Annotated in this window: 22 protein-coding genes; 16 read left to right on the top strand and 6 right to left on the bottom strand. The window is 35.7% G+C overall.

What is annotated here, in order from left to right; translation table 11 throughout:
- Nucleotides 1-35: 35 nt before the first annotated feature.
- The gene (locus tag ACIP9C_RS03665) at nucleotides 36-1,382 is read left to right on the top strand and encodes a sodium-dependent transporter (protein ID WP_401008716.1); all 1,347 of its coding nucleotides are present in this window, start codon (nucleotides 36-38) and stop codon (nucleotides 1,380-1,382) included.
- Nucleotides 1,383-1,533: 151 nt separating this feature from the next.
- Here the strand turns inward: ACIP9C_RS03665 and ACIP9C_RS03660 are convergent, their stop codons facing one another.
- A complete protein-coding gene (locus ACIP9C_RS03660; protein ID WP_401008714.1) occupies nucleotides 1,534-1,920 on the bottom strand; it encodes an STAS domain-containing protein in 387 nt (128 codons plus the stop codon).
- A gap of 33 nt (nucleotides 1,921-1,953) precedes the next feature.
- Nucleotides 1,954-3,648 carry a methyl-accepting chemotaxis protein gene (locus ACIP9C_RS03655; RefSeq protein ID WP_401008712.1) on the bottom strand — a complete coding sequence of 565 codons (1,695 nt, stop codon included), beginning with the start codon at nucleotides 3,646-3,648 and terminating at the stop codon, nucleotides 1,954-1,956.
- A 1,245-nt stretch (nucleotides 3,649-4,893) separates the two neighbouring features.
- On the opposite strand from ACIP9C_RS03655, the gene glnA reads away from it, so the two are divergent.
- Complete coding sequence (gene glnA / locus ACIP9C_RS03650) at nucleotides 4,894-6,228, top strand: type I glutamate--ammonia ligase (RefSeq protein ID WP_401008710.1); 1,335 nt, start codon at nucleotides 4,894-4,896, stop codon at nucleotides 6,226-6,228.
- Nucleotides 6,229-6,429: 201 nt separating this feature from the next.
- Here the strand turns inward: glnA and ACIP9C_RS03645 are convergent, their stop codons facing one another.
- Nucleotides 6,430-6,600: a hypothetical protein gene (locus tag ACIP9C_RS03645; RefSeq protein WP_401008708.1), complete on the bottom strand. Its 171-nt coding sequence runs from the start codon at nucleotides 6,598-6,600 to the stop codon at nucleotides 6,430-6,432.
- Nucleotides 6,601-6,787: 187 nt separating this feature from the next.
- Here ACIP9C_RS03645 and ACIP9C_RS03640 point away from each other — a divergent pair, with 187 nt between their 5' ends.
- From ACIP9C_RS03640 to ACIP9C_RS03615, 6 genes are all read left to right on the top strand, one after another.
- Nucleotides 6,788-7,249 (top strand): NUDIX hydrolase, encoded by a 462-nt coding sequence (locus ACIP9C_RS03640; RefSeq protein WP_401008706.1) that lies wholly within the window; start codon nucleotides 6,788-6,790, stop codon nucleotides 7,247-7,249.
- A 26-nt stretch (nucleotides 7,250-7,275) separates the two neighbouring features.
- Complete coding sequence (locus ACIP9C_RS03635; RefSeq protein WP_401008704.1) at nucleotides 7,276-7,434, top strand: hypothetical protein; 159 nt, start codon at nucleotides 7,276-7,278, stop codon at nucleotides 7,432-7,434.
- Between the two features lie 297 nt (nucleotides 7,435-7,731).
- Nucleotides 7,732-8,184 (top strand): HIT family protein, encoded by a 453-nt coding sequence (locus ACIP9C_RS03630; protein WP_401008703.1) that lies wholly within the window; start codon nucleotides 7,732-7,734, stop codon nucleotides 8,182-8,184.
- Entirely contained in the window at nucleotides 8,177-8,995 is an 819-nt protein-coding gene (locus tag ACIP9C_RS03625; RefSeq protein WP_401008701.1) for a PP2C family serine/threonine-protein phosphatase, read from the top strand. The genes ACIP9C_RS03630 and ACIP9C_RS03625 overlap by 8 nt, the downstream gene beginning before the upstream one ends.
- A 130-nt stretch (nucleotides 8,996-9,125) precedes the next feature.
- Nucleotides 9,126-9,515 (top strand): tautomerase family protein, encoded by a 390-nt coding sequence (locus ACIP9C_RS03620; RefSeq protein ID WP_401008699.1) that lies wholly within the window; start codon nucleotides 9,126-9,128, stop codon nucleotides 9,513-9,515.
- A gap of 76 nt (nucleotides 9,516-9,591) precedes the next feature.
- A complete protein-coding gene (locus ACIP9C_RS03615; protein ID WP_401008697.1) occupies nucleotides 9,592-9,948 on the top strand; it encodes a hypothetical protein in 357 nt (118 codons plus the stop codon).
- 112 nt (nucleotides 9,949-10,060) lie between these two features.
- Here the strand turns inward: ACIP9C_RS03615 and ACIP9C_RS03610 are convergent, their stop codons facing one another.
- Entirely contained in the window at nucleotides 10,061-11,125 is a 1,065-nt protein-coding gene (locus tag ACIP9C_RS03610) for a branched-chain amino acid aminotransferase (protein WP_401008695.1), read from the bottom strand.
- Between the two features lie 417 nt (nucleotides 11,126-11,542).
- Here ACIP9C_RS03610 and ACIP9C_RS03605 point away from each other — a divergent pair, with 417 nt between their 5' ends.
- On the top strand, nucleotides 11,543-12,406 hold the full coding sequence (locus tag ACIP9C_RS03605; RefSeq protein ID WP_401009171.1) for an AraC family transcriptional regulator: 864 nt from the start codon (nucleotides 11,543-11,545) through the stop codon (nucleotides 12,404-12,406).
- Between the two features lie 147 nt (nucleotides 12,407-12,553).
- Here ACIP9C_RS03605 and ACIP9C_RS03600 read toward each other — a convergent pair whose 3' ends face one another.
- On the bottom strand, nucleotides 12,554-12,817 hold the full coding sequence (locus ACIP9C_RS03600; RefSeq protein ID WP_401008693.1) for a phospholipase A2 family protein: 264 nt from the start codon (nucleotides 12,815-12,817) through the stop codon (nucleotides 12,554-12,556).
- A 363-nt stretch (nucleotides 12,818-13,180) separates the two neighbouring features.
- On the opposite strand from ACIP9C_RS03600, the gene ACIP9C_RS03595 reads away from it, so the two are divergent.
- The 3 genes from ACIP9C_RS03595 (at nucleotide 13,181) to ACIP9C_RS03585 (ending at nucleotide 16,375) form a co-directional block, all read left to right on the top strand.
- A complete protein-coding gene (locus ACIP9C_RS03595) occupies nucleotides 13,181-14,227 on the top strand; it encodes a DUF418 domain-containing protein (RefSeq protein ID WP_401008691.1) in 1,047 nt (348 codons plus the stop codon).
- A gap of 149 nt (nucleotides 14,228-14,376) precedes the next feature.
- The gene (locus ACIP9C_RS03590) at nucleotides 14,377-15,087 is read left to right on the top strand and encodes a hypothetical protein (RefSeq protein ID WP_401008689.1); all 711 of its coding nucleotides are present in this window, start codon (nucleotides 14,377-14,379) and stop codon (nucleotides 15,085-15,087) included.
- 22 nt (nucleotides 15,088-15,109) lie between these two features.
- Nucleotides 15,110-16,375, top strand: coding sequence for a glutathionylspermidine synthase family protein (locus ACIP9C_RS03585; RefSeq protein ID WP_401008687.1), 1,266 nt, complete (start codon nucleotides 15,110-15,112; stop codon nucleotides 16,373-16,375).
- A gap of 86 nt (nucleotides 16,376-16,461) precedes the next feature.
- Here ACIP9C_RS03585 and ACIP9C_RS03580 read toward each other — a convergent pair whose 3' ends face one another.
- Entirely contained in the window at nucleotides 16,462-16,935 is a 474-nt protein-coding gene (locus ACIP9C_RS03580) for a YbaK/EbsC family protein (protein WP_401008685.1), read from the bottom strand.
- Nucleotides 16,936-17,074: 139 nt separating this feature from the next.
- Here ACIP9C_RS03580 and ACIP9C_RS03575 point away from each other — a divergent pair, with 139 nt between their 5' ends.
- The 4 genes from ACIP9C_RS03575 to ACIP9C_RS03560 all read left to right on the top strand — a co-directional run bounded on the left by ACIP9C_RS03575 (nucleotide 17,075) and on the right by ACIP9C_RS03560 (nucleotide 19,986).
- Entirely contained in the window at nucleotides 17,075-17,440 is a 366-nt protein-coding gene (locus ACIP9C_RS03575; protein ID WP_401008683.1) for a cupin domain-containing protein, read from the top strand.
- Between the two features lie 175 nt (nucleotides 17,441-17,615).
- On the top strand, nucleotides 17,616-18,137 hold the full coding sequence (locus tag ACIP9C_RS03570) for a GNAT family N-acetyltransferase (protein ID WP_401008682.1): 522 nt from the start codon (nucleotides 17,616-17,618) through the stop codon (nucleotides 18,135-18,137).
- 57 nt (nucleotides 18,138-18,194) lie between these two features.
- Nucleotides 18,195-19,112, top strand: coding sequence for a DUF2268 domain-containing putative Zn-dependent protease (locus ACIP9C_RS03565; protein WP_483869668.1), 918 nt, complete (start codon nucleotides 18,195-18,197; stop codon nucleotides 19,110-19,112).
- 10 nt (nucleotides 19,113-19,122) lie between these two features.
- Complete coding sequence (locus ACIP9C_RS03560; protein ID WP_401008679.1) at nucleotides 19,123-19,986, top strand: protein kinase family protein; 864 nt, start codon at nucleotides 19,123-19,125, stop codon at nucleotides 19,984-19,986.
- Nucleotides 19,987-20,120: the final 134 nt, after the last annotated feature.

The raw sequence follows: 20,120 nt of genomic DNA, 5'->3' as shown, positions 1-20,120 counted from the left end.
ATGTGAGATTAGTTAGATTTGAGGAGATTGAAGAGATGAGTGAAAACAATGGACAATGGTCCAGTAAGTTAGGGTTTATTTTAGCATCTGCGGGTGCTGCGATTGGACTAGGGGCTATATGGAAACTACCATATGTCACAGGGCAAAGTGGTGGCGGCGCATTTTTCCTTATATTTGTGGTGTTCACTTTGTTGATTGGCCTACCGATGTTATTATCCGAGTATATTTTAGGGCGTGGTACGCAATCAGAGGCGATCACAGCCTATAAAAAGGTTGTTCCAACAAAACCTGCTTGGGCTTGGGTTGGACGCATGGGTGTACTTGGCTGTTTTCTATTATTAACCTTTTACAGTGTTGTAGGGGGCTGGATATTTATTTATAGTGGCCTAGGTGTATCTGGGGCTGTTATTGATTCAACGGTTAATCCAAGTGAGCTATTTGGAAAAATTATTAGTACTCCGTGGATTACATTACTAGGTTTAGCGTTATTTACACTTGCGAATGTACTTGTCATTTCGCTAGGTGTACAAAACGGCATTGAAAAAGCAAATAAGTGGATGATGCCATTATTATTTGTTATGTTTATCGTTCTTGTTATTCGTGCATTAACATTAGACGGGGCAATGGAGGGTGTGAAATTCTTCTTATGGCCAGACTTTTCAAATATAACGGGTAAAGCTTTATTAGAGGCGTTAGGGCAGTCATTCTTTGGTTTGGCAGTAGGGTTCTCTTGTTTGGTTACATATAGTTCGTATTTGAAAAAGGATGTTAGTTTACCGAACTCAGCAGGCTCAGTAGTTATACTGACTGTGCTCGTGTCATTTTTTGCAGGACTAGCTATTTTTCCTGTAGTATTTGCCTTTGATTTAGAGCCACAGGCTGGGCCTGGCTTATTATTTATGGTGCTACCGACAGCATTTAGTCAAATGCCCTTTGGTGAAGTATTTTTAGCGCTGTTTTTATTACTGTTTTTATTTGCGACGTTAACATCATCATTTAGTTTATATGAAATTATTGTTGCGGCATTTATGGAGAAGTGGCATATGTCACGTTCAGTCTTAACGTTCCTGCTGGGGGTTGTTGTCTTCATTGCTGCCATTCCGTCAGCATTATCATCTAGTTTGTTAGCGGATGTATCCATTTTCGGAAAGTCGATTTTTGATGCTACTGATTTTTTAGTGTCCAATTTAATGCTACCGTTGGGCAACTTGTTGATTGCAATCTTTATTGCCTATGTAGTAGATAAAAGTTTTGTGAAAAAGGAATTGCTTATGGGAAGTCAAATGGGACAGGGATTTTATAAGACTTATCGCGTGTTAATGTTAGTAGTGGTACCAATCGTTATTATCGTTGTTTTATTAAATATGCTTTTACAAAAATAATTGAAGAGTCAAATTGTGTGAGTGCCTGTCACTCGCAAACACAATAGAAGCCGCAATATATCGCTATCTCGCGATATGTCGCGGCTTCTTTTATGCTTTCTCATAGGAGAAATTCAGAATTGTTTGAGTGCCTGGCACTTAATATTGGCACTTAATATTCACTTAGTGCGAGCTCACCTATCCAGCTTTTTTCTTTAATCATTTGCTGCGCTTGCATTTCACTTTTTGCAATAGGGAATACTTTGTCACATTGTGAGATGGCGAACAGTTTACGAATAAATTCATCTGTCACAATAATGGCGATTTTCTTTTCGGCAATCATAACTTTCTTAGCGAAATTAATAATCATTCCAAAACCAGTACTATCAATGTTCGTTACTTTTTGCATATCCATTACATAGCCATGCTTTGTATCTAAACTAATAGCGTGTAGCTCCTCTTTTAACTCATCGATTACTTCGTATTCTAAATTACCTGTAAAGGAGATTGGAATATAATCAGTCTTTGAACCAATATTTATCATGTTATTCTTACTCATTTCAGTGTTCCTCCATGTCATGTAGTTATTAGATTAAAATTTAAATTTATTTACTTCGTTTTGTAGTTTGATAGAAATTTCTGCTAATTCCTCTGATTTATGAGAAATTTCAGCTACAGTTGCATGTTGTTCTTCAGAGGTAGCTGCCATTTCTTCTGAAGCTGCCGCGGAATCTTCTAGAATGCGTGAGATATCATGTATTGCCTGTTGAACACCTAATGAGTTGTCATTGACATGCGTGAATGCAGACTTCATTTGTTTTACACCTTGCTCTGTTTCAACAACGTGTTCGACGATTTCTTGTAGGGCTTCTCCGCCTTTGCTAATAATGTTCACCTGTTCTTTGACAGCGAGTAAATTACTTTCCATTGTCCGGACGGTCACAGCGGTTTCGGCTTGTATATTCTTAATTAAATTTGTAATTTGACCAGAAGCCGAACTGGATTGCTCAGCAAGTTGACGAACTTCTGATGCGACTACAGCAAAGCCCTTTCCTTGATCACCTGCTCGAGCAGCTTCGATAGCAGCGTTTAATGCTAATAAATTAGTTTGCTCCGCAATTCCAGTTATAACGGTGATAATACCACCGATTTCTTCGGAGCGTTTGCCTAGTTTTTGAATCGAGTCGGTTGCATAAGAAACTGTATGCGTGACTGTATTTAAATGCTTAATTGCTTCATTAATAGCATCTTCACCTTTTCGAGCGATATGGGTCGATTGGATCGCTCTATTTAAAGTTGTTTCTGCTTTTTCTAAGCTATTGGTTACTTCTTCAATCGTTTTTTTCATCATCATGACAATACGTTCAGCCTGATCTGATTGCGTGGCGGTTCCATTTGAAATGTCATTCATTGTTAAAGCAATTTGGTTGGAGGCTTCACTTGTTTGATGTGATGATTCAGCTAATGTCTGCGAGGAGCTAGCTATTTGATTGGCACTATTCGATACAATAGTCATTGTTTCTGTTAAACGCTGCTTCATATTATTAAAGGCTTGTGCTAAATTGGCAATTTCATCTTTTCCTTTAGGATTTATTATTTTCACGTCTAAATTTAAATTAGCTAGTTCTTGTGCATTTAAGCTTAATTGATTAATTGGCGCAATAATTTGGCGCTGTAAAAACCAACTAATACTCACGAACATTAAAATTGCAATACCTATTAAAATCGCAACATTTTCCATTACATATCTTTTAGCAATGTTAATATAGGGGGCTGATGGTGTGCCGGTCGACCACATGCCAATGATTTCGCCGTTGCTATTCATAATCGGTTCGGTCGCTACTTGATACATACTTCCCAATACATTTGCTGAGCCGATATAACGTCCTTTCTGCTCTAACACAGCAGTAATAAGTTTTTGAGGAGCCTTTGTATTTACTTGTCGTAAGCCGTTTTCGACTATCGTTGTATTAACTCGTGTATCATGCTGAAAGATTGTCACAATGTTACCGTCTGCTAGCTCCTCAATTTCATCCACAATAGCGAAATTATCATTAATTTTAATATCACCTTTATACAATTCGTTATTTTTGATAGCCCAGTCGCCAGGGGCAATTACATCAAAATATTGCAAACTTAACTGCAAGTCAGATAAAATTTTCGCATCCGCACTTTCTAAAAAATTCTTTTTCGCTTCAATAAAATTAATAATTGCTAGAATAGATACCATTAGTAACATACAGGTAAGGATGAGTAAATTTATTTTTTTTCTTATTGTCCATTTCATAGAAGTCCCTCCAAATTTCAGATGTACTTATCCATGAATTTTCTTTGAAACACCGACTATAAATTTTCCTTAGAAATATGTTTAAACCAAATATGATTCCTTGACCTCGATTTGTAAAAATAAATTGGTTTAAATTGAATTGCGAAGCCTTCGTTAAATCATATTCCGTTATTCAGTGAGCTTTATCGATAACGGTTAACTTTACCTCCCATTGCTCTGTCTAACATTTACGACAATTGTGTTAAAGGAGGTGGGTATCGATTTTTTCCATTGCTTCAATCACAATAATGGCTAATTTGTGTGATACATAATTTCCTGTTTTTTTTCTGTAAAATGAACTGCTTGTATTTTAGCTTTAGCTTGAACACGCAATGTAACTTCCATCACCAATCACCTATCTTGAATTGAAATTGCAGTCTTAAATGTAAGCAAAGTAAAATAGGTCATCGCCATTTTATTGAGAAAGAATAGGAAAAAAACGCCTGAGTCCATCCAGAGAATTTAGCGGTGTTAAAAAAATTCATGTATTTTACGGTTAATAATATTTAAACAAAAGAGAATCAATTTCATTTCTTTAAAAACATATTAACAAGACATTGTTATGTGCGAGATAGCCATGGATAGCTTTGAATTTTACTGTTTTCACCCTATGGTATATGTCACCCCAATTGTATAAAAACTAGTAAATCTATGTATCTGAGTATGCTGGATACTGAATGTTGGTGACAATGTGTTATATAGGAATTTTAAGGCGATGTTAAATCATTTGCCTGGAGTTTGCGAAGTTTGCTTCAATCTGGTAGCTTAGACCATTTGAAAGGAGTTTTGTTCTGTACTGGATGGATGGAATCAAAAGGCCTTTATCCACCGACGTCATTATTATAAAAGCTACTTTCGAATTATTCAATTACTATAATAGGGATTGGTATATAGGATAGTAAAAATATCCTATTAGATCCTATTAAAATTATATTTCGTTTATAATGTACCAGTAAAATATAAATAATGCAAGACTAATGTTCTATAAAAGATTTTTTTAAGTAATCATTAAGTTTTATTTTAGTGAATGTCAATATATAGGTCCAACCTAATGAATCGATACATCTAAAATAAAGATAAATTTATTCGAAAAATCATATGTAAGAAAACATTACATGCCCATTGCGCTTTTTTGTTGTTTTAGTGTAATTTAAAAGCAGTTATAAAAAATACGTTAAGAAAAATGACAAATTGGAGTGGTGAAGAATGAAACATCATACAAGAGATGATATTATCCGCATGGTGAAAGAAGAAAATGTGAAATTTATTCGCCTACAATTTACTGATATATTGGGCTCGATAAAAAACGTGGAAATACCAGTTAGTCAATTAGCGAAGGCATTAGACAATAAGGTTATGTTTGATGGTTCATCGATTGAGGGGTTTGTTCGTATTGAGGAGTCTGATATGTATTTACGTCCTGACTTAGATACATTCGTTATCTTTCCATGGACAGCGGAAAGAGGTAAGGTAGCACGCTTTATCTGTGATATTGCACGACCAGATGGTACAGCATTTGAAGGTGACCCACGTTCCAACCTGAAGCGGGTATTAAAGGAAATGGAAGAGTTAGGCTTTAGCTCCTTTAACCTTGGACCAGAGCCAGAATTTTTCTTATTTAAACTAGATGATAAAGGGCATCCAACACTTGAATTAAATGATAGTGGTGGGTATTTCGATTTAGCGCCGACTGATTTAGGTGAGAACTGTCGACGTGATATTGTGCTCGAGCTGGAGGGTATGGGTTTTGAAATTGAAGCGTCTCATCACGAAGTGGCGCCGGGACAGCATGAAATTGATTTTAAATATGCAAGTGCCATTGAAGCGTGCGATAACATACAAACGTTCAAACTCGTCGTTAAGACAGTGGCAGCACAGCATGGTTTACATGCAACCTTTATGCCAAAGCCGTTATTTGGCGTTAATGGCTCAGGAATGCATTTCAATCTTTCATTGTTTGAAGGTGATAAAAATGCCTTCTATGATGAACATGCTGAATTACAATTGAGCGAAACGGCTCGCAGCTTTATGGCAGGGGTCATGAAGCATGTCCACGGCTTTACAGCAGTGACAAACCCTTTAGTAAATTCTTATAAACGTTTAGTTCCAGGCTATGAGGCACCGTGCTATGTAGCTTGGTCAGCTCAAAACCGTTCACCACTTATTCGCATTCCTGCGGCACGAGGACTTTCAACTCGTATTGAATTACGTTCTGTTGACCCTGCGGCTAACCCATACTTAGCGATGGCTGTTATTTTAGCATCAGGACTTGATGGGATACGTAAAGGCTTAACACCACCAGATGCTGTAGATCGAAATATTTATAAAATGAACCGTGTAGATCGTGAATTAAATGGCATTGATAGTTTACCATCTTCTTTAGAATACGCATTAATCGAGCTAGAAATGGATCATATTGTACGTGACGCACTTGGCAATCATATTTTTGAGAAGTTCACAGAAGCGAAGGAAATTGAATGGAACAAATACCGCACACGCGTCCACAACTGGGAACGTGATGAATATTTGACTATGTATTAGGAAGAAGTGTAGGGGCTATAGGGTATTAGCGTTTGTTTCGGATTAACCGGCGATTCCTTGAACGGGCGATGAGTGCCAAAAGGATAATATCAATTCTGAAGATTAAAATTCACCATTCTAAAAATATTTTCTAATTTAATGATAAAACCAGCTCTATTTATTTGAGCTGGTTTTTTTATGTCTAATGAACTTAAGGAAGACTTACTCCTTTGATTTGTCATCAGTTTTGTTTTGATTATCCATGTGTTCTTTGTGGGTTGAAGGTGCTTCAGTATCGTTGGGCTCTGTTTTGTCTTCTTTCGTTGTTCCACAACCAAACAATAAACCTGTTGTTAGGATTGCTGTAAAAGTACCGATGATTAATTTTTTCATACATACACCTCATAATGGAATTTTATACTGTTATTCTTGCCCTAATTTTTGACTTCATACATCGTCCATTTATTAAAGTTTGCCCAATTTAAAAGTTTTTCTTCTTAACAGGGTTTTTAACTGAAATGGATATATATGTTAATATAGTGGTGTGGATAAAAATGGTCATACATTTGAGGAGGAAATGATGAGTTACATACAAACAATGCGGCAGCTCATTGGCAATGAAATGCTAATGACTGTAGGGTGCGGTGTTATTCTTGAACATGACAATCAAATTTTACTACAACATCGAACGGATCGAGATGTTTGGGGTATAGCAGGTGGCATAATGGAGCCTGGCGAGTCGTTTCTTGAAGCGGCCGTAAGAGAAACTTACGAAGAAACAGGTTTAAAAGTTGAACAATTAGCGTTGTTTGGAATTTATTCTGGTGAAGAAGGATTTGCAGCATATCCGAATGGCGATAAAGTTTTCAGTGTCCAAATTATTTTTCACTCAAGCTGTTTTACGGGACAATTAATTCAACGTTCGGAAGAAAGTCACGAACATCGGTTCTTTGCCCGTAACAACCTTCCGCAGTTAAACGTTCATCAAGAAAGATTTATTTATGATTGGGTAAACAAGGTGAGCTTGTCGGTAATTAAATAATGGGACGGAGTTGGGAGGGGTGTAACGTGAAATATCAAATTGGATTAGAGAAAGAAAATGACTTAGATGGTCTGTGTAATATCCGCAATAATCGAGATTTAATTATGAACTATATACAGCAACATAAAATGATAATAGGAGAGGTTTATCTTATTATTGCACAACAAGTTGCGCCAGTATATTAGGTTTCTGCGTTCTTAAAATGAATAGTAATTTAGCTCCCAAATTAAGTGACCTTTATGTAAAAGAAGACAATCAGGGTAATGGTGTTTAATCAACTTTAATAGATTTAGGTTTTTCTTAGATATTTATTAGCGTTGATCCTATTGAAAATCCAAAGACTATATCGGAACCATATTTAAATACTGCAATTTAATACAAGATTGATGGTACGTCCTACAATGAAACATACACAAGGATAGATTAAAAGGTATTGGGCTAATAGCGTTATTAACATGATAAAACTTAGGAGGCGTGCGATTATGAAAGATTGCTTTATTTGCGACAAACATGCAGGGAATATTAAAACTGCTGGAGTTATGATATACGAAGATGACTATATTTACGTCGGTCATATTGATAGAAATGGTAAACCGAATTACTTAGGCCATATTATGATTGACTTAAAAAGACATGCCCCAACACTTGCCGATATGACTGTGCAAGAAGCACAAGCATTTGGCGTTATGATGGCTATAGTTAGCAAGGCCCTAATGGAGTCGGAAAAAGCTGAGCACGTCTATTCACTTGTTTCAGGAAATTCAGTTCCACACCTTCATATGCATATTGTTGCTCGTTATCCAAATACGCCAAAACAATACTGGGGACCAATGGAAGTTTATGATTGGGAAGATGCTCCTATGGGGGACAATGATGATGTATTTGCACTTTGTAACCGTATCAAATCATATTTAGCGAATAATCCATATGGGTAAACATATTGAGGATTATAGCTGGGTCGGAAGCCAAGAAGATTTTGTAGATACGATAAATATTCTGCAACTTCATCACATACTTGTAGGAAGATATGGTGGCAATTCGAATGCAGGGCAATATAAAAATGAGGATGGATGTTTGATATGGTGCAATGACAAGGAAGATTGGGAATTCGCCATTATCCTAGACGCACATAATACTTCCGAGAGTGCTGAAATAATTTTAGAACTATTCAATGCTGAAAAAATGCAAATAAAAAATATATTATCTTCGTCAGCAACAAGACAATTTTTTCAACGGCTTGAAGATAAAATATTAAATATGTTTCTATCTGTGGAATTCCTATCAGTTTGCCGAAATGTAACAGGAGAAACAGCTTGTTTAATTGTTGTAAGAAAACATAGATATGTATGGTGGTTTTCAGTCGGCGACTGTATTTTATATTTATTTACCCCAGAACTTGCTGCACTGGGACAGTATCAGTTAAATCAAAGGCAGTTTTATGAATGGATAGGACAAGTGAACACGTTTGATCAGGATGTGCCGTGCTACAGTATTGGGATAAGAGAATTAAGAAAAGGGGAAAATCGTATTTTTCTAACGACTGATGGTCTAATAGAATGTCCGAATGAACCATATTCGAATCCAATGAACATTTATAATACATTCGCTAATAGTAAAGATGATGAAAGCATTCGTTGTATGTTGAATACAATACAAAACAATGATGTGAGAGATAGTACTACTATAGTTTCTTGGACAGTTAATAGCTTAGAGGAAGGCTCTCAACCTAGTAATAATATTTCATAATTCCATTTTAGCAATAATTATTACTCTACGATAATTGCATTATGGAATATATAAAGCAAGGACGATTAAAGGAATTGCGTGTTTTTTATAGAATAGAAATAAGTGGTTAGAAGAGAAAGGTGAGATGAGCATGAGTCAAATTAAAATATATGGTGTTAAGGACAGGTTAAATCCTATTAAGGCAGCATTATCAACTATTATTCATTCTTGTATGATGGAGGCACTGACATTGCCATCCGATAAGAAATTTCATCGTTTTTTCCCAATGGATAAAGAAGATTTTTACTTTCCTAGTGAAAGAACTGAAGCATATACCATTATTGAAATTAGTATGTTCGAAGGTCGAACGATGGAAACGAAAAAACAATTACTCACATTGCTATTTGAAACAATTAACAGTCAATTGAGTATAGCTCCTCAAGATATAGAAATTACTATTTTTGAAACACCTAAGCATAACTGGGGGATACGAGGACTAGCCGGGGATGAGTTAGCATTGAATTATAAAGTTAATGTTTAAGTTTTTTCATTGAGAAAAAGTAGAGGCATTTTTAAATTTTAAACTCTGTTAACAGTATAAAGAAGGGTTGAACATAGTGATAAGAAATGGATACTTTATAGACAAAGAAAAAAATCAGATTTATCATGATGAAGTAGTAGTTTCAAGTAAAATTTACTCTGAACAATTTACGTTACAGGAACTGGGACAAATGATTCTTAATGGCGAAGTAGAAGAAATATTTATCTGTAATTATCAAACGGAACGAAAAAGTAAATTAGAGTGTTTATTAATAAATGATGTTAAGTCAGAATGGAATACAAAATATAAAAATAACATTTGCCTTGATGATGAAGCATATTTAAATGATTTTCCAAATGGTTATTGCTTTTTTGTTGAACTTTGGGAAAGCGAAGAAGGTACAACTATTTTGGTGTTATTCCAATCTCATTAAAGGTCAAAAAAGTGGAGACGGCTATTTCAGTGGTTTACGTTGCCCTAAAAAATGTTCACAGTAAAAAAGTGTTAGATTGATTGCGGTCAATCTAACACTCTTTTGTATATTTTTATAATTTAATCGTCCAACCAAATGTATCTTCAAGCGTGCCATTCTGGATGCCTGTTAATGTTTCGTAAAGCATTTGTGAAACTTCACCAATCTCACCGTTATTAATCACTATTTTTTCATCTTGCCATTTTAATTCTCCTACAGGTGAAATAACCGCTGCTGTTCCTGTACCAAATGCTTCTTCCAAAGTTCCATTATGATAAGCCTCTACCACTTCATCGATTGAAATGCGACGTTCCTCAACTGGAATGTTTTTCGCCTTTAATACTTGAAGCATTGAATTACGTGTAATCCCAGGTAAGATGCTACCATTTAATGCTGGTGTGATGACTGTTCCGTTTATTTTGAAGAATATATTCATGCTACCTACTTCTTCGATGTAACGGTGTTCCTTACCGTCTAGCCATAAAGTTTGAGAGTAGCCTTCCTTATTGGCAATTTCTTGGCCTTTTAAGGCGCTCGCATAGTTACCAGCAGTTTTTGCTTCCCCAGTGCCGCCAACTACAGCTCTTACAAAATGTTGTTCCACCATGATTTTTACTGGATTAATGCCCTCTTTGTAGTAAGAGCCTGATGGAGACATAATGATGATAAATTTATAGTTTTTAGAAGGGTGTACACCCAAGTGTGGCTCAGTAGCAATAATAAATGGACGGATATAAAGAGATGTTCCAGGTGCCTTTGGAACCCATTCACGATCCAATGTTACTAACTGCTTTAACGCTTCTAACGCCAATTCTTCATCAATTGCTGGAATGACAATACGCTCATTCGAATGATTTAAGCGGTTAAAATTACGGTCAGGACGGAATAAAAGGACCCTATTATCCACTGTTGCATAAGCTTTTAATCCTTCAAATACAGCTTGTCCATAATGGAAAACCGCTGCAGAAGGATCTATAGAAAGAGGCTGATACGGGATAATGCGTGGATTATGCCAACCCATGCCTTCTGTGTAATCGACTATAAACATATGATCTGTAAAAAATTGACCAAAACCTAATTGGTCTACTGCAGGTTTTTCTTTTGGGTTTGTTGTTATCTCTTTTGTTATTTCTAACATGTCATATCCTCCGCGTATTGTGTCATTAGATGAAATATCTATAATACTTAATAATACTGTTTATTTTAAATTAATTAAATACTAAGAATCTACTAATAATTAATAAAATTGCTCATTTATATATTTTCATCAACAAATCACACTCATTGCAAAGATTTTTTTCGTAGCGTAACGCTACAAGCGGACGCTTTCCGCTCACTTAAATATTCATGTGCTTCAAAAAAATTTTATGTTATTGCCTCGTATAAATAATTATTATTGTAGGAGGAGCACCTTTAAAGTAAAGGTTTGGAAAATTGACGAAATGTAGTAGACTATGCATACAAATGAGTGGACCAGTCCAAAGATAGCATAAAAAGACAGGAAGAAAAAACTAGTATACGTTAATCTTTAATCAAGGAGTGAGGGCATTTGAGTTTGAGTTGGATTGAGTCGATTCAAAAGGCAATAAATTATATAGAGGAGCATTTGCAAGAAACGATTACAATGGAGCAAATCGCAAACGAAGTGAATGCATCTGTTTTTCATTTTCAACGAACATTTTCTATTTTAACGGATATGTCAATTGCGGATTATATAAGACGAAGAAGATTGACTTTAGCAGCACAGGAATTAATCAATACAGATGTAAAAGTAATCGATCTCGCCTTCAAATATGGCTACGACTCTCCTGAAGCTTTTACAAAAGCATTTCGAAAGCAACATAATGTAACGCCAAGTGAAGCACGAAAACAGCAAGGACCATTACAATCATATAACCGCCTCGTAATCCAGGTGAGTCTGAAGGGAGCAGAACCAATGAAGTATAACATTGTAGAAAAAGAAAAGTTCCAAGTTGTAGGAGTGAAAAGAACGTATAATTGTCAAAAAGGCGAGAATTTGCAAGGTATACCTCTATTTTGGGATGAAGTAAATCGTCAAGGAATGGACGAGCAATTATTTGCATTAAATGACGGACAAATTAAAGGGGTACTGGGTGTTTGTGTACCAGACGAAAACTATAAAGAAAATAATTTAATGGATTATTGGATTGGAACAGATCACGTAGGGGATGTACCGGAAAATTTATTAGCGATGGAAGTGCCAGCATCAAAATGGGTTGTGTTTGAAGTACATGGCCCAATGCCGAATGCGATGCAAAATGCTTGGAAGCAAATTTTCTCTGAATGGTTCCCATCCAATCCATATGAACCAGCTGGTACAGCTGAATTAGAGGTATACACGGACGAAGACCCATCAAGTGAAAATCTCTATTCAGAAATTTGGATCCCGATTAAGTAAAAGTGCCCATAAAAGTGTCAGGCACTAAAACAATTCTTAAACAATTTTGCGGAAAGCCCCGCCTATAGCGGAAATCAACGGCAAAAGACATCTATATTTCTTTGAAGCCAAGAATGGAACTTGTTGTTCATTCTTGGCTTTTGACGTTTAAAAGAAATTATTACGCAAATCGAAAACTTTGTAGAACAGTCTAGCATCTCTGCCCATTTTGCTATTGGTATTCATCTGTGCTAATAAACATTGCTGAAAATATACATCGCATTTTTTTGTTCTACCGTATCTTGAATAACATACATCATGCTTCTTACAACAAGAATCAACAGCATTTGTTGGTGAACCAGGTCCTGAACATCCAGGTCCGCAATATTTATAGCCAGGATAACAAAATCTAAATCTTCTATTCCTATTCACCTTGGTCACCTCTTTTCAAATTCAAAATGTCTACATACTATAAATTATGTTGTCTTAACTTTTGAAAAGGGATGAAAAACTAATGAAACATGAAAAAGAATGAGAAGAAATTTTGCATTCTATTAGCCGCTGATACATTAGATTACGCTTGATAATAATATAAATAAAAGAATGGTCTTGGAAATTAATCCAGACCTTTTTTAGTGTTTGCGCAAGAAACTGTAATTTTAAATAAATCGTTAAGATAAATGAAAATCTTTCAGTTAAGGTTTTTGTAAGCTAATCAACAAACTGCTGTAAGGTTGCGTAGATATAATAGCCAAGGAGCATGAATTGCAGTATTGAAGATAAGGAGTTGAAAGCATGAATCCATCCGTTACACCAAAAGAAAGAATTATGTCCTTAGATATTATTCGTGGAATAGCGTTATTTGGCATTCTATTTATTAATGTAGGTGCCTATCAACTAGTAGTTGAAGGAGGACCGGTGCCAGCCTATAGTAAATTCAATAGTATTATTGATACACTAATTGATATATTCATTGAGAAAAAATTCTTTTCCATTTTTTCATTTCTTTTCGGCGTCGGTTTTTATATTTTTGCTTCCCGCGCTGAAGCAAGAGGTGATAAGCCTCGATGGCGTTTTGCAAGGCGTTTACTAGCATTATTTGTTATTGGGATTGTCCATATAATTTTTTTCTGGGGATCCATCCTTTCTGCATATGCAGTAATTGGTTTGTTCTTACTACCATTTTATCGAGCGCAGATTGATACAATTCGTAACTGGCTTATTGGCATAATCACTGTTCACATTGTAAGCATACTTGGACAAATGTTTTTGCCAGACCTAGCTATTCTTTCAACAGTTTTCAATGTATTAGGAAATGATACAATAACTATTTTTATTATGTTTTTAACAGGTTTTCTAGTAGCAAAAGCTGACTGGATTAGAAATGTGAGACAACTTACCAAACAAATAAAGTTGGTATTATATGTAACAGGTCCAATATTTGTAGCTATGTCTAGTTGGATTTGGTTTGCAGCTCAAAATGATGATAATCAAAAGCTACAATTATTACTAGGTTTAGGTGTAATCCCGACTACATATTTTTATTTAGCGAGTTTATTCCTGATTCTAGAACACAAAAAAGTTGTGAAAATTTTAGAGCCAATTGGACGTGTTGGACAGATGGCGTTTACAAATTACTTAGCTCAGAGTTTTATAGGGTTAGCGATTATATCTTTAATGGGACTCGAAGTGCTTTCGACTTCCTATATTGTCATCATTGCCATTATGATTTTTGTAATTCAAATCATTTTTAGTATCATTTATTTTAAATTTTTCAAAATGGGGCCATTGGAAAAAGTATGGAGATGGATGACATACGGAAGAAAAGTAACGACCAAATAATGATTTTTACGTCAGAGTATCATGGCTCTGACGTTTTTTAATAGGAATATTATTGTGCTATTATTTTATAGTATAAATTTGTAAAAACAATGAAACCAAATAACAGGGTTATTCGTAAACTAGGTATTGATAATAAGGAGCTTAAGAATATGGCAAAGCAATTAAAAAAATATATGGCAGTGACCACTGCATCATTTATGGTCATGCAATTAGCAGCGTGTGGCAATACTGAATCACAGACAAACGAAGAGTCTAGTGATCCCGTCAATACGACGAATACGTCAGGAACTAATAATCAACCTGCTAATAATGAGGATTTACTAAATGTACATAACAGTGAAATGGCTGATGCTTGTGATGAATGGCAAGAAGGTGATGATGGTTCGTTTGAATGTTTAGATGAAAATTCACCGTATTACGCTCAACATTTCTTTAATGGCTTAATGTATGCCACTGCGGGTGCAATGATTGGAAGTGCCATCTATAAAAGCCGCAATCTGAAAAATGGAACAGACAAGGACTATAACAGTAGCAGTTCGGCAGGGGCATCGACAACGACTACTAAAAAACCGAACGCTACAAATGCGAATTCAAATGGCATTACAACAGGTGGCTCCTCTTCGCCTTCATCTGGTACATCAACAAATAGTTCTACATCAACTAACCCAACGTCTAGTGGCTCAAATACTAATTCGAGTAACACGAATTCTTATTCGAGCGGTCAGCGTTCATATTCGAATGGTTCAAGCTCTTCTTCAAGTAATACGAGCTCTTCTAATTCGTATTCGAACGGCTCGTCATCTGGAAAATCAGGCTTTGGATCTGGAGGCGCATCTAGGGGAGGCTCTTCTTCGTCCTAACGATTGAAAAAGGAGAATCTCGATGGAACAAGATACTTATAGTAAACAACGGCAAAAATTCTATTCACAATTTCCTAATTTCTTTTCCGATTTTGAAGATTTAGAGTATGCATTATATGATGTGATGGAGCTGGCTAAGGAGAAAATAGACGAACTTTATTACGCGTCGAAGATTCTTTGGCAAATCTTTTTAAAAGTGGGTAAACAATTTAAGCATTTAACAGATGAGCAGCTTTTTGCTCTTGGTATTCGTTCAGAAATGATACGTTATATTGAATTGGATTATTTACAACAACAGTCTATACTTGCTCGTTTTGATTTTGTTTGTACGGAGGATGGCAACATAAAATGTCTCGAACTGAATGGAGAAACGCCTTTTCTTGTGCAAGAAACGTTTGAGATGAATGAACAGCTTTGTCAGCATTTTCATTTAGAAAATCCTAATGATGTGTCCGCATTACATAAAACATTATCTGGTGCACTTTTTGCCGCAATGCAGTATTTATATGATGTGAAAAAGCCTAAAATCGTTATTACAGGTAAAACAGCAAAAGAGGATTATGAGGAGTATTGTCAGGTACATTTTTTGAAAACATGTGTGCCATTTGATGTTGAATATGTACCTATCGAAAAGCTTATAATTTTTTCTGATGATGCGCCAGATGTAAAGAGAGGGCTCTATACGCCTTCAATGGAGAGAATCGATATTTTGTATCGACCCGCACATCCAATAGAATTTATAATTGATGATGTAGCTCCCGATGGTGATAGAATCGGTCTGCAATTATTGGATCTTGTGAAAGATCGTAAGCTTGCGATTATAAATGCTCCAGCGGCATATGTCCTTCAATCGAAAATTTTGTTATGGTTAATTTGGGAACGTAAAAATGATCCATTGCTATTTAATGCTGAGGAGCGAGCTGCAATTAATAAATATATGTTACCAACGTATTTATCAGCAGAGCCATTATTAGTAGATGGAGTGCCTTATGTGAAAAAGCCTGTCTATTCTCGAGAAGGAAATACGGTAGAAATTTATGCAGGAGATGGCTCAAAAATAACTGGTTCTGCGTACAATCATTATGATGACAATTTGTTTATTTACCAGCAATACGTCGAAATGCCTTCAATCAACATTCAACAGGGTAATGACCTCCATTCTAAGAAATGGCTAATCGGTTCTTTCATTGCAGATAATCGTGCGTGTGGCTTATCTTGTAGAGTGGGCAATCAGATTACCGAATGGGATTCACATTGGCTAGCTGTAGGCTATAAAAATGTCCCGTAGGTAGTTTAAAATTAAAAAATCCACAATGTTTCCTCGCATGCAGGAAACATTGTGGATTTTTACTTTTGTATTCAGAATTTAATTTATTAATCGTTCCAACCTTTACAAACATCAATCCATTGCTGATAAGGTGTATATGCTTCTAGCTCCTGAATGCTAAGTTCAATTGCAGAATTGCTGCTGCCGCAGGCGGGGAATACAGTTGCAAAACGTTTGAGTGATTCATCTAAATAAACAGCAACCCCTTCATTAATACCGAACGGGCAAACCCCTCCGATATCATGCCCAATTCGTTCATTGACTTCTTCCTTTGCAAGCATTTTCGCTTTCGTCCCAAATATTGCTTTATATTTCGCATTGTCAATTTTGGCATCCCCTGCAGCTACAATTAAAATGGCCCCGTCATTCACTAGAAACGATAGTGTTTTAGCGATACGTTCTGGTTCACAGCCAAGTGCCTGTGCTGCCATTTCAACAGTTGCGGAGCTTTCATTCAGTTCCTGTATTTTATGGTGTAAATTCCATTGTGCGAAATGCTCACGTACTTTTTCAATTGCCATATGTAAAAACCTCCTTGCAGTATCCCTTTATTTTAACATAATTTTCAGAATTTAAATGACGAATTGTAGTTATGAAAAAATTACATGTTTCACAAACCTCTGGTAAAATATAATAAAAGGAAAAAAAGGAGGTATTTACATGGACTATCAACCTATTAATTTAGGCGAAAAGTTATCAAAGTTTACTGAGCAGTGGTCTCCTAAAGTTATTGGTGAAATGAATGACTATCAGTTTAAATTAGTTAAGATTCAAGGTGATTTTGTATGGCATCAACATAGTGAGACAGATGAGGTATTTATCGTCCTAGATGGGGAGATGGCTATTGCATTTCGTGATGGAGAGGTCAAACTATCAAAAGGAGAAATGTATGTAATACCAAAGGGCGTGGAGCATAAGCCTTATGCAGAACAAGAATGCCAAATAATGCTAGTGGAACCTAGAGGTGTCGTAAATACCGGAGAAACAACGGGCGAAATGACTGCAGAAAATGATGTTTGGATATAAAGTAATAGAAACTTCGCTAGCTAAGATGAATTCTGGAAACACAGAGCGAATCGCCAGCGTGAAGGAAATCGCCGATTGTACCCCAGGAATCGCTAAAAAACATAAGGGAATCGCCTCTAGCAGGAATCGGAACACCGCAATACCAGAGCAAATCACCCCCAATTGGAGTGAACGTATGGATAAAAATTTTAAAATTAGAAAAGCAACTGAATCAGATGCAAAAGGAATAGCGAAAGTACATGTCGACAGTTGGAGAACAACATATGCCAACATCGTTCCCGACGAATACTTAATGGATTTATCATACGAAAATCGAGAGCTGCTATGGAGAAAAAATATTTCGAATGACGCTATATTTGTTGCCGAAAATAACGAAGGGGACATTCTAGGTTTTTCTTCAGGTGGTAAAGAAAGAAGCGGTAAATATATCGGTTTTGAAGGGGAGCTATATGCTATTTATCTTTTAAAAGAATACCAAGGGCAAGGGATTGGGAGAGCACTTGTTACAGCAATCGTAGAAGAAATTAAGGGGATGGGGTTATGTTCAATGCTCGTTCTTGTTTTGAAAGATAACAGCTCTCGTCGATTTTATGAAGCACTTGGTGGGAAAAAGATAGATACTGTTGAAATTCTGATTGCTGGCAAAAAACTCGCTGAGCTAGTTTATGGTTGGGAAGATATTCGAACGATACAGTAATACGGTAAAAAGGGATGGATATTATTGATAAAACTTCCGAAAATAGTTGTAGGATTTATGCTCATAAGCACAATTCTAATGCTTGCTTCCTGTACACAAACAGAAAAATCACATAAAAAACAAGATATAGAAAGTATCATTACATCTTTTGAACACCCTCAAACAAAGCAAAAGTATAAAATAGTCAATGTCTATAAACTTTATGGAAACTATCAAGATAAAGTTGAAAGTAACCCAAAACAATCAAAACGAGAAATTTATCAAGAAGAGGTTATTGAACCAATCTATAGTGATTGTTTTGACAATGGCGAATATCTTCATATGGCACATTATGCACTAAACGTAGCGCCGGACCAATTAACAGAAAATCAATTATTAAGTGAAAAAATTGATAGTGAAGAAACAGAAAAGCTTATAAAAGAAGCTCTTTTCAAATCTTCAGACCTTATACCGTCCGAAATAGAAACGACTGTATGTGTTCTTCCTGCCACTAATGTAAACGCCGAAATGGTAACGGTAGGGGCAGGGAAAATAATCGTTCTATACAATAAAGATTATACGGAAGATAGATTAAGGTTTAGTATGGCCCACGAATATCATCATAGTATTTGGACTGAAAAGTATGGAAGTAGAGATATGCAATTTACGATTTTAGATAACATGGTTTTAGAAGGAAAGGCAGTGATGTTTAATAAATTAGTTTATCCTGAATATTATGAAAATATATTGTACTCTGCATACGATAGAGAAAATTGGTCAAAAGTTGTAGGAGATTTAGATAGTACTAACTTTAAGCGCTCACAAGAAATTAATTTTGGAGGAGTAGATCTACCATATTCATATGGATACAGCGAGGGCTATAAAATAGTGAAATCCTACCTTGATTTACACCCAGATGTAACACCTGAGGAATGGACTGCCCTAAGCGCAAAAGAAATATTTGAAAAGGGTAATTACCTCGAACATTATCAATGAGGGATGAAAGATGATGAATATAAATGAAGTCATTCAAATTCTAATAAATAAAGGTTTGATAAGTAACAATTGTCTCACATTAAAAACTTTAAAAAGTGGGACGACGAATGGCGTATTATTTACGCTCAGCTTTAACAATAAGCCGACCTTTGTAATAAAAATAGATAACCCAGCCATTATTACTGCAACTAATGATTTTCTATCCGTATATCGTGATGTAAAGCTATTGCCTGATGTTCTTTATACAGACGTAAACAAAGAATTTATTGTCTACTCTTATATTTCTGGAGAAACACATGTTAATCGAGGGCCCAAATTGGAATGGATGGAAGTTTTAATAAAAGAGTTATTTCATACATACCAACGAGTGAACCAAGACATGCCATGGGGAAGAGTCAATGGACTACATAGAAAATGGTGGTCAGAATTTAACGAGAGTAGTTTAGCATTTGCTCAAAAGAGCATAGGAGACTTACTACCATTAGAGGACCATAAAAGAGTAGAGATGTTGGTTAAGAAATTAAGTGCTTATCATATCCAAGAAGAGAAGTATTTCTTACATGGAGATACTGGTGTTCACAATTTTGTATTTTTGGATAATAAAATCAACGGCGTTATTGATCCCTCACCATTGATTGGGCCGAAAATTTATGATTTTACCTACGCCTTTTGCTCTTCACCAGATAGCTTAACGATGAATACACTGTTGTCATCGTTTGCGTTGTGGAATAGCAATTCTACATTTTCAAAGGAACGGCTGGTGGACGAGGTGCTTTTTCAGTTATACACACGTATTGGCGTATGTATTCAAGTACATCCACACGACCTAGATGCTTACTTGGAAGCATGGCATGAGTGGAGAAAATACCTATAATAATTATGTTATTTAACGACCAATGAGTTGCTAAGGTAGCTCTTTTACTAATAGAAGGTTCGATGAGGCTTATTTGTATTTTTGGAATTATTTGTAACTAAATTGAGTATTAATCGTCTAATCAGTAAATATAT

The organism is Lysinibacillus sp. NPDC093210, from assembly GCF_044753985.1.
GTDB lineage: Bacteria > Bacillota > Bacilli > Bacillales_A > Planococcaceae > Lysinibacillus.
This window is presented reverse-complemented; position numbering and strand designations above follow the sequence as displayed.

Coding starts and splice junctions, on each gene's coding strand:
- ACIP9C_RS03665 (WP_401008716.1), top strand. CDS start 36: ATGAGTGAAAACAATGGACAATGGTCCAGTAAGTTAGGGTTTATTTTA.
- ACIP9C_RS03660 (WP_401008714.1), bottom strand. CDS start 1,920: ATGAGTAAGAATAACATGATAAATATTGGTTCAAAGACTGATTATATT.
- ACIP9C_RS03655 (WP_401008712.1), bottom strand. CDS start 3,648: ATGAAATGGACAATAAGAAAAAAAATAAATTTACTCATCCTTACCTGT.
- glnA (WP_401008710.1), top strand. CDS start 4,894: ATGAAACATCATACAAGAGATGATATTATCCGCATGGTGAAAGAAGAA.
- ACIP9C_RS03645 (WP_401008708.1), bottom strand. CDS start 6,600: ATGAAAAAATTAATCATCGGTACTTTTACAGCAATCCTAACAACAGGT.
- ACIP9C_RS03640 (WP_401008706.1), top strand. CDS start 6,788: ATGAGTTACATACAAACAATGCGGCAGCTCATTGGCAATGAAATGCTA.
- ACIP9C_RS03630 (WP_401008703.1), top strand. CDS start 7,732: ATGAAAGATTGCTTTATTTGCGACAAACATGCAGGGAATATTAAAACT.
- ACIP9C_RS03625 (WP_401008701.1), top strand. CDS start 8,177: ATGGGTAAACATATTGAGGATTATAGCTGGGTCGGAAGCCAAGAAGAT.
- ACIP9C_RS03620 (WP_401008699.1), top strand. CDS start 9,126: ATGAGTCAAATTAAAATATATGGTGTTAAGGACAGGTTAAATCCTATT.
- ACIP9C_RS03610 (WP_401008695.1), bottom strand. CDS start 11,125: ATGTTAGAAATAACAAAAGAGATAACAACAAACCCAAAAGAAAAACCT.
- ACIP9C_RS03595 (WP_401008691.1), top strand. CDS start 13,181: ATGAATCCATCCGTTACACCAAAAGAAAGAATTATGTCCTTAGATATT.
- ACIP9C_RS03590 (WP_401008689.1), top strand. CDS start 14,377: ATGGCAAAGCAATTAAAAAAATATATGGCAGTGACCACTGCATCATTT.
- ACIP9C_RS03585 (WP_401008687.1), top strand. CDS start 15,110: ATGGAACAAGATACTTATAGTAAACAACGGCAAAAATTCTATTCACAA.
- ACIP9C_RS03580 (WP_401008685.1), bottom strand. CDS start 16,935: ATGGCAATTGAAAAAGTACGTGAGCATTTCGCACAATGGAATTTACAC.
- ACIP9C_RS03575 (WP_401008683.1), top strand. CDS start 17,075: ATGGACTATCAACCTATTAATTTAGGCGAAAAGTTATCAAAGTTTACT.
- ACIP9C_RS03570 (WP_401008682.1), top strand. CDS start 17,616: ATGGATAAAAATTTTAAAATTAGAAAAGCAACTGAATCAGATGCAAAA.
- ACIP9C_RS03565 (WP_483869668.1), top strand. CDS start 18,195: ATGCTCATAAGCACAATTCTAATGCTTGCTTCCTGTACACAAACAGAA.
- ACIP9C_RS03560 (WP_401008679.1), top strand. CDS start 19,123: ATGATGAATATAAATGAAGTCATTCAAATTCTAATAAATAAAGGTTTG.